Raw genomic sequence first — 11,525 nt, forward strand, 5'->3', positions numbered from 1 at the left:
GCCCGCAGGTCAGTCTCGGCTGACGGTATGGGTTTCTATGTACTCAAAATTGATGTCCTCTCCGAGGCCGGGGCGATTCGAAAGATGTACAAAACCCTGCTCATCCATCGGGTCAACGATGCTGTTGAGATAAGCAGCAGGTTCGTCGTATTCAAGGAAGGGGTGCAGCAGGCCGCGTTCGTACCAGCGACAGTTGCGGATTGCGCCGACCACCGCCAAACTTGCCGCGCCGTTGCCGTGAACTTCGCAGTCCATGCCAAACGCTTCCGCCAGACTGGCGACTTTCATGCACGGCGAGATCCCGCCGACGCCGTTTGCGCCAGCGCGTAAAATGTCGCAGGCTCCGGCTTTCACCCAGTCGGCACGGCTGTGATGTTTTCCGCCCAGGCTTTCCGGTCCGATAACGTCGATCGACAGGTTTTCCGCCAGCCACGCGTAGGACGCCATGCTCTCTTCTTCCATCGGCTCCTCGAACCACGCGAAGTTGAGTTTTTCCAGCGCCTTACCGATGGTCAGCGCCTGACTGCGGCTGTACCAGTGATAGCCGTCGAGCATCAGTTCGATATCCGGCCCGACCGCTTCACGCACGGCGGCGCAGGCTTTGATGTCCATTTTCGGGTCCGGCGCGAATGCCACCGGAGGCATCCAGGTGTGCAGCTTGATCGCCTGATAGCCGCGCGCTACCAGCTTTTCGGCAAACTGCCCAAACTCGTCTGGCGTCGACAGCCCGCCTTTCAGCTCATCGCCGCACATGGTGCTGCCATAGGCCGGCACTTTTTCGCGGAATCCGCCCAGCAGTTTATGCACCGGCATATTCAGTTTGCGGCCAATTAAATCCCACAGCGCCTGCTCGACGAACGACAGCGCGCGCTCGGTCAGTTGGTGCGCACTGCCGCGCTGCCAGTGAACCAGATCCTGCCAAAGACGTTCGCGGTCGAACGGATTCTGACCAATCAGCACTTTTGTAAAGAAGGCATTGACCACGTGCGGACGCACGACTTCCGGCGGCGCGAACGAATAACCGCAATCGCCTTCATCGGTGGAAATGGTCAACATCGCCATTTTTGCCAGACTTTCTTCACCCGGATGTGAATGACCCGCGCTGTCTGAGACACGACGCGTCGGATAAGTAAAAACAGAAACTTCAACAGAACTTATTTTCACAGCGATACCTGCCATTACTGAGAGAGTGACTGCCCGTCAGGGCGCTCCGGGATTACGGGTTCCGTCAGCTTTGTGAGCGCACTCACACTTCGTTAAAACCGCAATCCAACATTAATAAAATAGCGTTTCATTATTGAAGTTAGCCACTTTATTTGCACATTTCCACGGCTAAAAGCCGAAAATTTCGTCGTATGTTTGGGCATCTGCACGGGGGAATGTGAGCATTTTCACGAAAGCAGGGCGAAGTGTGATCTGTACAGGAAATAGGCGGAGTGATTGTGTGGGGATATCCCCACGATATCGTTGACGGATAAAGGAAATGTTCCCCGCAATAGCGCCGGGATCCCCCGGATTGAACTCACCGGCAAGATAACTTAGGATCGGCCCAATGGTCTGGCATGCGCCCGGTGACTTCTGGAGTGGAAAATGTTGCGAGTAATTGATACGGAAACCTGTGGATTGCAGGGTGGCGTTGTTGAAGTGGCCTCGGTCGATGTCGTGGATGGACAAATCGTCAACCCGATGAGCAATCTGGTGCGCCCCGATCGCCCTATCAGCCATCAGGCGATGGCGATCCACAAAATCACTGAGGCCATGGTAGCCGACAAACCGTGGATTGAAGAGGTGATCCCCCGTTACCACGGCAGCCCTTATTATGTTGCTCACAACGCCAGTTTTGACCAGCGGATGCTGCCGGAAATGCCGGGTGACTGGATTTGCACCGTCAAACTGGCACGCCGCCTGTGGCCGGGGATCAAATACAGCAACATGGCGTTATACAAATCCCTCAAACTCGATGTGAAAACCCCCGCGGAACTGCATCATCACCGCGCGCTGTTTGACTGTTACATCACCGCTGCGCTACTGATCCGCATCATGGAGGAATCAGACTGGACGCCGGAAGAAATGGTCGGCATTACCGGGCGTCCCGCACTGGTCACTACCATGATGTTTGGTAAATACCGGGGTAAGAAGATTGAGGAAATTGCACAAGACGATCCGATGTACTTACGCTGGATGTTGAATAATATCAAAGAGTTAACGCCAGACTTGCGGATGACGCTCAAGCATTACCTTGACGTCTGATAGCGTTGATTATTAACTCGCCTGATCCGCTACCTTCTGCCGGCATACTTTCAGCACCAGCTGCCGCAACCAGCGGTGCGCCGGATCCACTTCGGAGCGCGGGTGCCACATCTGCGAGATGGTGATTTCGCGGGTTTTAACCGGCAGATCAAAAATCCACAGCGCAGGCTGCGCGCCATTTCTTTCGATTACCGGCTGGCTGATGAGGAAAGAAGCCGGAACCAGCGCCACCAGATCCGACGCCTGGGCGATCGCCAGTGCGGCGGAGAAACCGGGCACGACGGTGGAGATTTTACGTTCTAAGCCGTATTCAGCCAGCGCATCATCCACCGGCCCGCGAATACCATCGCGACGCGACACCACCACATGACCGCACGCGGCATAGTCGGCAGCGGTAATCTCGCCCTTGAGTTCAAGCGGATGGCCTTTTCTGACCACCCCGACAAAGCGGTCACGGAACAGTGTCTGAATACGGATTTCCGGCCCCATATTACTCAGCACGCCTATCTCAAGATCAACCCGCCCTTCCCGCAGATGCGTGGAGCTTTTTTCCGGCTTCGGTGCAAAACGCAGACAGACCCGCGGCGCCACCGCCGCCACTTCGGCGATAAGCGTTGCGCCAAATGCCAGCACAAAACCGTCGTTAGAACGCAGGATAAAGGTGCGGTCAAGCATCGGTAAATTGAGTACCGATGCCGAAGGGCGAAGCAACGCGCGCGCTTCGTGCGCGGCGTTTTGTGTGCGCTCACGGATCTCTTCGGCGTAAGGCGTCAATACCATCTGACGCCCTGCCCGCACCAGAAGCGGATCACCGGTCGTCGTGCGCAAACGGCTCAATGTCCGGCTCATGGCAGAGGCGCTCAAGCCTAAACGACGGGCAGCGCCCGCCACACTTCCTTCAGCAAGAAGCACGTCCAGCGCGATGAGTAAGTTCAAATCGGGTTCAGTCATGCCTCATGATAACTCAGGCTGAATTTTGAGAGAAGGCGTCTGGTGCAGGTATTAAGTGCAAATGCTGCGCCTTCCGCCGCATCTCACACAGGGCTATAGTGCCCGCATTCCACATTTTTGAGAGAGCATAAAGACATGGCATTATTTACCGATCAGCCGGGCGATGAAGGGCTGCCGGGCCGCGAGCGCGGTTTAGCGATGGCCGCAGTGATGACGATGACCACCATGGCCGTGTTCGACGGATCGATGGTGAACATTGCGTTGCCACAGATTGCGCGGACGCTGGACGTTTCCGCCGGTGCGACGGTCTGGGTTTCGAACGGCTATCTGCTGTCCGCCGCCATGACGCTGGCAATATTTGCCGCGCTCGCCACCCGTATCGGATTTCGCTCGCTGTTCGCCCTCGGCCTGACGGTGTTTACCTTAACTTCGGTGGGCTGCGCGTTATCCTCCTCGCTGGATATGCTGGTGACCATGCGCGTTCTTCAGGGCATCGGCGGCGCGGCGACGCTGAGTATCGGCCCCGCGATCCTCCGTTCGGTCTTTCCCAACCGTCTGCTCGGGCGAATACTCGGTATCAACGCCCTGCTGATTGGCACCAGCACCGCAGTGGCACCGGTACTGGGCGGCACGATTTTGTCGGCGATGAGTTGGCAATGGTTATTCGCGATCAACATCCCGTTAGGAATTATTGCGGTGATCCTGACTCTGCGCGTCATTCCAAATAATCCGGCAAAAACGCGTGAACCTTTTGATTTCGCCGGTGCATTTCTTTCGGCGGTCACTCTGGGCGCATTAATCATGGCGGCAGACGCCTTCTCGCATCCGGGCAATGACGACCTGATGACCGCCGTAATCTACGGGCTGACCGCCATCCTCGCCGGTCTTGCATTTATCTGGCGTCAGCGCCGCGCGCCGAAGCCGCTCCTGCCACTGGGCATGTTTGCATCGTCACGCTTTTCGCTGGCGGCGCTCACTTCACTGGCTTCATTTGTCAGTCAGGGCATCACCTTTGTGGCATTGCCTTTCCTCTTTCAGAGCGTGTACGGCTATAGCGCCTTTGTTTCGGCACTGCTTTTCACGCCCTGGCCTATCGGGATTATTCTCGCTGCACCTCACGCCGGACGCCTCGCCGATCGCTATCCGGCAGCGATCATCTCAACTGTGGGTTTAAGCGTTTTTGCCATCGGACTGGTGTTACTGGCGCAGCTTCCTGAAAATCCACAAGCGTGGGATATCGGCGTGCGAAGCCTGATTTGCGGCATCGGTTTCGGCTGTTTTCAGAGCCCGAACAACCGTGAGATGTTATCCAACGCGTCGCGTGAAAACAGCGGCTACGCATCCGGCATATTGGCGATTATGCGCACCTTCGGCCAGTGTCTGGGCGCGGCGGTAGTAGGAGTGATGCTCTCGATTATGGCAAGCCGAGGTGCAATGCAGGAAGGTCACGCCGTTCAGTTGAGTCTGTGGATTGCGGTGACAGCGACGGTGCTGGCGATTGCGATCAGCGTGAGCCGCTTAGGCAGCCTGCGCACTCACGTTCAGGAACAGAAATAACGCAACAGGATCAGCACCCATAAAAAAAGGCCGCTTTCGCGGCCTTTCTCATTCCTGCACTTCAGCGCAATTACTTAGCGTCTGGCAGTGCGTAAGCGATGATGTAATCGCCCAGTTTGGTGCCGAACGAACCGTGACCGCCTGCTGCAATGACAACGTACTGTTTGCCATTTACAGAGTACGTCATTGGGGTGGCCTGGCCGCCTGCTGGCAGACGTGCTTCCCACAATTTGTCACCGTTGCTCATGTTGAACGCGCGCAGGTAGTTATCTGCGGTTGCTGCGATGAAGAACACGTTACCGGCAGTGGAAATCGGTGCGCCAAGCATTGGCATACCCATTTTGAACGGTAACGGAAGCGGTGAGCTGTCGCGCACGGTGCCGATACGTTTTTTCCACACGATGTCGTTGGTTTTCAGATCAACGCCGGAAATGTAACCCCATGAAGGCTGTTTACAAGGGAAGCCCAGCGGAGACAAGAACGGATTCAGCGTCACGGCAAATGGCACGCCGTACTGGTGCTGGATACCTGACTCAGAACCGGAACCACCTTTATCGTTAGCGTCTGGCTCGATTGGGTTGCCAGGGCCACGTGGGATCAGTTTAGACACGAACGGCAGTGCGATCGGGTTAGCGATAGCCACCTGACGATCGGTATCCACAGAGATACCACCCCACTCGAACATCCCGAGGTTACCTGGGAATACCAGAGTGCCCTGCTCGGATGGCGGTGTGAAAGTGCCTTCATAACGCAGTTTATGGAAGATCACACGACACATCAGCTGGTCGTAGATCGTTGCGCCCCACATGTCTTTGCCGGTCAGTTTGGCTTCCGGACGGAACGTCAGTTTGGAGAATGGCTGAGTCGGAGAAACATGGTCGCCTTTCGCCGCGCCTTGTGGAACAGGCTTCTCTGGTGCATCAACGATAAGCTTACCGTCACGGCGGTCCAGCACGAAGATGTTACCGGTTTTGGTCGGTACATAAATCGCAGGGACTTTGTTACCGGATTTATCGGTGATATCCGCAAGCGTTGGCTGCGCCGGAACGTCCATATCCCATAGATCGTGGTGAACAGTCTGGTAGAACCAGGCCAGTTTACCGGTAGAGGCATTCAGCGCCAGCAGGCCGCTCGCAAAACGTTCCATTTCTGGTGTACGGTTGCCGCCCCAGATGTCCGGAGTCGCGACGCCGATTGGCAGATACACCAGATCCAGTTTGTCATCATAAGACGCTGGCGCCCATGAGTTCGGGGAGTTTGGTGTGAAGTGCTCACCGTCAGCTGGCAGTTTATTTGGCTCAGCCGCACCCGGATCGAAGGCCCACAGCAGTTTACCGCTCTCAACGTCGAAGCCACGGATCACACCAGAAGGCTCGCGGGTAGAGAAGTTATCGGTTACCGCACCGGCCACAATGATCACAGACTTAGTGATGATTGGCGGTGACGTTGGCTCGTAGTGGCCCGGCACTGCATTCGGCATATTGCTTTGCAGGTTCAGTTCACCGTTGTTACCAAATGCCGGGCAACGTGCACCGGTTTCAGCGTCCAGCGCAAACAGACGGCCATCGTTGACCGGCAGAATGATGCGGCGTGCGCACACAGCAGGTGCTGCGCCGTTCGCTGCGGTGCCTTCTGCGGCAGGCGTGGTCTCATGATAAGACACACCACGACAGGTCACGTGCTGGAAGGTCGGGTTCGGCTTGAGCTGCGGATCGAATTTCCACTTCTCTTTACCGGTCGCGGCATCCAGAGCAAACAGCTTCTGGTGCGGCGTACACAGGTAAAGCATGTCGCCGATTTTAATTGGCGTCACTTCGTCAGTGATTTCGCCCGGATCGTTGGCCGTTTTCAGGTCGCCGGTACGGAAAGTCCATGCAACATCCAGCTTGCTGACGTTTTGGTCGTTGATCTGGCTCAGAGGCGAGTAACGGGTACCGCCCTGAGTACGGCCATAGGCAGGCCAGTCACCGTCAGGAATGCCGGAATCAGATTTTGCCGGAGCAGAGTCTGCGGCTTTAATCGTGCCGTTGATCACCTGCGGGTCATTGAAGATGGAGTAACCGAGCACAGCCACGGTGAAAACCAGTGACAGCGCCAGTGCACCGCGTGCGAAGGCATTTTTAGCCGCCATCTGACGGTAAACGAACGGCAACAGGATCCACAGACCGAGGAAGAAGGTCACGTCCAGACGCGGCGTCAGCGCCCAGAAATCTGTACCTACTTCCCAGACAGCCCAGACCGTGGTGCCGAACAGGAATACGGCATACAGCAGTAATGCAGAAGCGCGACGGCGGAACAGCAGCCACGCAGTAACCAGCGATACCACACCGGCAATAATGTAATAAAGAGAACCACCTAATTTTGCCAGCCAGATACCGCCGACAAGAAGATAAATCCCGCTTAACGCGGCGAACAAAGCGGTAATTATTACGACGATGCGTGATAACGAGGCTTTCGTTTCCATAGTTGATGACCTTACTGATTTTTATAATCGTCGATTTAGGATGAGCTAAATCTTCAAGAACATCCGGTTCTCACCGGGTGTCATTCCGTGCGCACGCTGCCGACTGACACAGGTAATCTGGCGGCAACGTCGCGAGGTGCTTTACTTTTACTGACTGAAAATTCGGTATTTCATGAACACGAACTTACTGGAAGCTGTAAGAGAGCGTCGCGCCACCACCGTAGTTTCTGCCCGGCGCCGGTTCGAAGTAGCGGCCATTCCCTTCATTGACGATGACCGATCCGACATAATTTCTGTCAAACAGGTTGTCAACGCGGGTGAACAGGTCGAGCGTCACTTTGTCCCAGTTGAAGCGATAACCGGCATTCACGCTGGCCACGGTATACGCGGGAGCCTGTTCGCTGTTTTCGTCATTCACTTGAATATCGCTCATGTAGCGGACATCTGCCCCGGCGTGCCAGCCATCGACCGGTGCCCACTCTAATGAAGCGTAGCCCATGTTACGGGCGATACCCGGAAGGCGGTTGCCCGCAGGCGTGCAGTCGCCGGATCCACAGGTCTCATTGCGGAAGGTTGCATCGAGCAGGGTCCAGGCCATTTTCACGCGCCAGTTCTCTTCAATTTGTTGATCTAAGGACAGTTCCAGCCCGCGACGACGGGTTTTTCCGGCGTTGGTATAGCTCGAACGTCCACCGACGCTTTGCGCAACGATCAGCTCATCGTCGGTATCTGTCTGGAAGACGGCGGCGGTCACCAGACCGTTGCCAACACGCCATTTACTGCCGAGTTCAACCGTATTGCTGGTCGACGGTTGCAGACCGAGATTCAGACCCGAGTTGCCGTCGGTACGGTAAGAAAGTTCGTTAATTGTCGGCGTTTCGAAACCTTTACCGGCGGAAATATAAGTATTCAGCGCCGGTGTCACCGCGTAGTTCAATGACGCCATTGGCAGCAGCTTGTGATAACGGCGTGAACCGCTGTCATCAGGATTGGTGCCGGTGATGTAGTAATCCGTAGAATCAAAGTTAACGGTGCTGTAGCGCGCGCCGACGTCCAGCGTCCAGCGCGGCGTCAGGTTCCACGTGGTCTGCAAATACGGGTCGAGATTCCACATCACGTTCTTTTCATTGCGGCGCTCATTGCCCTTCACGCCCAAATCGCCCTGGTCGTTGAAGTTCTCATAACCGAAACGACGCTCGGTCATGGTTTCATAATCCACACCGCCGGTAACCGAGAATGGCACGGAGCCGATCTGATCGTCATGTTTCCAGCGGGTATCCACACCGGAGTATTTACGTTCAAGCACGATCACGCCGCCCGCATTCAGCGGATTTTTCTGCGCCGTGGCCGGAATGGTCTGGTATTGCGTGGTATGACGTTCGCCGTGATAGGTCATCAGGCTGAACTCGTCGTTCTCGGTCATCTGGCGCTGATAGCGCAGACCGACCTGCGTCTGATCGAGGCTTTTACGGGCGTTGTACTGATCGGCGCGTGTCGCCTGTTTAGGATTATCGTGCCATTCAGATTCTGTCAGGCCACCCGGATCGTTGGCATCGACGGAAACACTGTTGAACATCAGCGTCAGGGTACTGGCGTCATCAATACGCACACCCAGTTTGCCGTTCCCCAGATTTTTCTGCGTACCGCTATGATCGCGGTAACCATCGGTGGTGAAGCGTGAACCGGAGATCAGGTAATTCACATCGCCCGCGTGGGTACCGTCGCCGGTTGCGCCGCTGGCTTTAACGCTGTTACGAAATGATCCGTAGCTGCCGAAATAAGTGCCTGCTTCAAGGGTGGCAGGTTGGGTACCGGTTTGGGTGTCGACGTTGACCACGCCACCGGAGGCGTTACCGTAAAGTGCCGAGAACGGCCCGCGCAGGACTTCAACGCGCTCTACCGAGTTCAAATCAATATTCGAGGTTTGCCCCTGCCCGTCCGGCATGGTGGCCGGAATACCATCAACGTATATCCGCACACCGCGCACGCCGTACATCGAACGGCTGCCGAAACCGCGAACGGAAAGTTGTAAATCCTGCGCATAGTTCTGACGGTTCTGAACCTGCAGGCCTGGCACGCTGCCGAGGCTTTCGGAAAGATTGACCTGCGCTTTGCTGTTACGGAAATCCTCACCGTCGATAACGCTCACCGCCGCCGGGGTGTCCAGTTCGGACAGGCCGGTTGCACCTTGTTTTTTGATGATCATCAGTGAAGACGAGTCGGAGGTGTCATCGGTGTCGCTTTTTGGCGTATCGGTGGCTGACAGCGCGTAACTGACTGAAACAGGGCTACAAAATGACAAAAAGGTGATGATAAAAGCAGAGGTTTTGGCGTTCACTTTAGGCGTTCTTTCTTGTTAGCTAAAAGTGCGAGCTGACGGGTCGCGCTAAAATACGACGCACATCTCACTTTTAGACTTTAGGAGTAGACAAAAAACCATCAATCTGATGGAGAATCAGGAAGGCGCTAACTATAGTTATTTTCTTCCTGTTAGTACATACGTAACTTTACGAATGTAATTATTTAACAAAATTCCGCACGCAAGGTGCATTCATACGGTTTTTTCAATCTTCCGATGTCCCTTAACGGGGTAAGTCATCCTGACCGCTGCAAACACTGCACACTTATTGAGCATCGTATATGTTAAGGATTTTCGCCACTCTATAAGGAAATTGCGAATACCTCCCAGAGATATAAACAAAATTAATTAAGTCTCATAACAACAAAATTAATTGCAAAACAACGTTTGAGAGATTGTCTAAAGTTAAGTAATGAAAGGTAAACAAAAAAGAAGATAATCTATTTGGGGTGCGCCGCAAGGGTAATATTGTTACTCTTCCCCCCGAAGCCTGAGCAGGATAATAATTATCCTTGCTCTTGCAGAAAATAAGAACAGCATTCATTTAAAATGTAGTTCACGCTATTTTTCTGCATTCACCCTCAACACCAGAGGAAATAAAAATAACGTACGAATATATTTAATGCGACCACACCAGGTCTGAAGTTTTATACCTGCCATTTTAAACACGTAGTTTTATATACCTTAGTAAAGGGAAGTATTTTATGAAGAAAATCGCTGTCATATTAACACCGCTACTGACGACCACCGCGTTAATGTCAGCCCCTGTTTTCGCAGACGATACGCTGAATATAACGCAGGAAATAACGGCCAGCATGTGCTCAGTCGCAACCGACAGCCTGACTCATCAGCGTGAGGCAATGAGTTATAACGATTTCGTCAGCGCGGCTTCGGTCAGCGATTCGTTGGAACTGACGCTTGAGAACTGTGCTGCAGGTGAAACACCTTTGGTTACCGTCTCAACACTGGCTACCAGCTCTTCGGCACTCAGCATGGCGGTAGGATCCGCAGAGGGAACGTACGCGGACCCGTCAAGTGAACCCGTTGCGCTTATTGGCAGTACGGCTGATGCAGGCGGCAGCTCCACCGCCACGCTGTACTATCAAATCACACCTCAGGCTGGCATCACCCATGCCAACGCGGTAGAAGATCATACCTTCACACTGACCTTAGCCCACTCCTACAACTGATGAGGGATAACCGGGGAAATATTCATTTATTTCTCCGGTTGATGACATAATGAAAAAACGTAATGTATTTCTTACCGCGCTATTATTATGCTCATCTCTGAGCGTCAGTGCCGCCGTACAATTATCTTCCAGCAGAATTATATTTAAGCAAGAGCAAAAAGAAGCCACCCTTAGCCTAAAAAACACTTCATCCAATAAATCATTCCTTATTCAGGCATGGATGTCAGACCAGGAAAACAACAAACTTACATCGTCACCTTTTTTGCTCACACCTCCACTCTTCAAGATGGCTCAGAATAGCTCGGCAAATTTACGGGTAATTAACTCAGGGAGACAGAACTTTGCGCAAGATAAAGAGACACTTTTCCGTTTGAATCTCCTGAGCATCCCCTCTCAGACTGATGCGGAAGGTGCCAAACTCGTTGTGAATAATCAGAGCATCATTAAATTTATCTATCGTCCTGCATCACTTAGCGATCACGATGCTGCTCTGGCGTATCAGAAATTACAAATCAAAAGCGACGGGAAGTATCTTACGTTGACGAATCCGACCCCCTATTACGTCAACATCGGCCAGATCTCACTCAACGGTGCAAATCTCGGTGCAAATGGCCTGTCTGTTCTGGGGACGGTCCCCCCCTTAGGCGCAGTCACGCTGCCTTACAATGCGGCATTACGCAATGTCACGCTGACGGCCATCGGTGATCGTGGTGCTCTGCTTACGCCACGTTCCGTCCAGCTTCGCTGAGAGTTG

General features: G+C 54.0%; 8 protein-coding genes. 4 read left to right on the top strand and 4 right to left on the bottom strand.

Annotation, left to right across the window (positions count from 1 at the left end; genetic code table 11):
* Window positions 1-9: 9 nt before the first annotated feature.
* Window positions 10-1,164: a mandelate racemase family protein gene (locus I2123_RS23420; protein ID WP_213052612.1), complete on the bottom strand. Its 1,155-nt coding sequence runs from the start codon at window positions 1,162-1,164 to the stop codon at window positions 10-12.
* A gap of 426 nt (window positions 1,165-1,590) precedes the next feature.
* Here I2123_RS23420 and exoX point away from each other — a divergent pair, with 426 nt between their 5' ends.
* A complete protein-coding gene (exoX, locus tag I2123_RS23425; protein WP_112163953.1) occupies window positions 1,591-2,250 on the top strand; it encodes an exodeoxyribonuclease X in 660 nt (219 codons plus the stop codon).
* 12 nt (window positions 2,251-2,262) lie between these two features.
* On the opposite strand, the gene I2123_RS23430 is transcribed toward exoX, so the two are convergent.
* A complete protein-coding gene (locus I2123_RS23430) occupies window positions 2,263-3,201 on the bottom strand; it encodes a LysR family transcriptional regulator (RefSeq protein ID WP_213052613.1) in 939 nt (312 codons plus the stop codon).
* 135 nt (window positions 3,202-3,336) lie between these two features.
* On the opposite strand from I2123_RS23430, the gene I2123_RS23435 reads away from it, so the two are divergent.
* Window positions 3,337-4,758, top strand: a complete 1,422-nt coding sequence (locus I2123_RS23435) for an MFS transporter (RefSeq protein WP_213052614.1) — start codon at window positions 3,337-3,339, stop codon at window positions 4,756-4,758.
* 70 nt (window positions 4,759-4,828) lie between these two features.
* Here the strand turns inward: I2123_RS23435 and I2123_RS23440 are convergent, their stop codons facing one another.
* Together I2123_RS23440 and pqqU are read right to left on the bottom strand one after the other, a co-directional pair.
* Entirely contained in the window at window positions 4,829-7,222 is a 2,394-nt protein-coding gene (locus tag I2123_RS23440) for a glucose/quinate/shikimate family membrane-bound PQQ-dependent dehydrogenase (protein ID WP_112163950.1), read from the bottom strand.
* Between the two features lie 184 nt (window positions 7,223-7,406).
* A complete protein-coding gene (pqqU, locus tag I2123_RS23445; RefSeq protein ID WP_112163949.1) occupies window positions 7,407-9,560 on the bottom strand; it encodes a TonB-dependent receptor PqqU in 2,154 nt (717 codons plus the stop codon).
* 725 nt (window positions 9,561-10,285) lie between these two features.
* Here pqqU and I2123_RS23450 point away from each other — a divergent pair.
* Together I2123_RS23450 and I2123_RS23455 are read left to right on the top strand one after the other, a co-directional pair.
* Window positions 10,286-10,771, top strand: a complete 486-nt coding sequence (locus tag I2123_RS23450; RefSeq protein WP_213052615.1) for a hypothetical protein — start codon at window positions 10,286-10,288, stop codon at window positions 10,769-10,771.
* Between the two features lie 49 nt (window positions 10,772-10,820).
* Window positions 10,821-11,519, top strand: coding sequence for a fimbrial biogenesis chaperone (locus tag I2123_RS23455; protein ID WP_213052616.1), 699 nt, complete (start codon window positions 10,821-10,823; stop codon window positions 11,517-11,519).
* Window positions 11,520-11,525 lie beyond the last annotated feature (6 nt).

This window comes from Rahnella inusitata, from assembly GCF_018288855.1.
GTDB lineage: Bacteria > Pseudomonadota > Gammaproteobacteria > Enterobacterales > Enterobacteriaceae > Rahnella > Rahnella inusitata.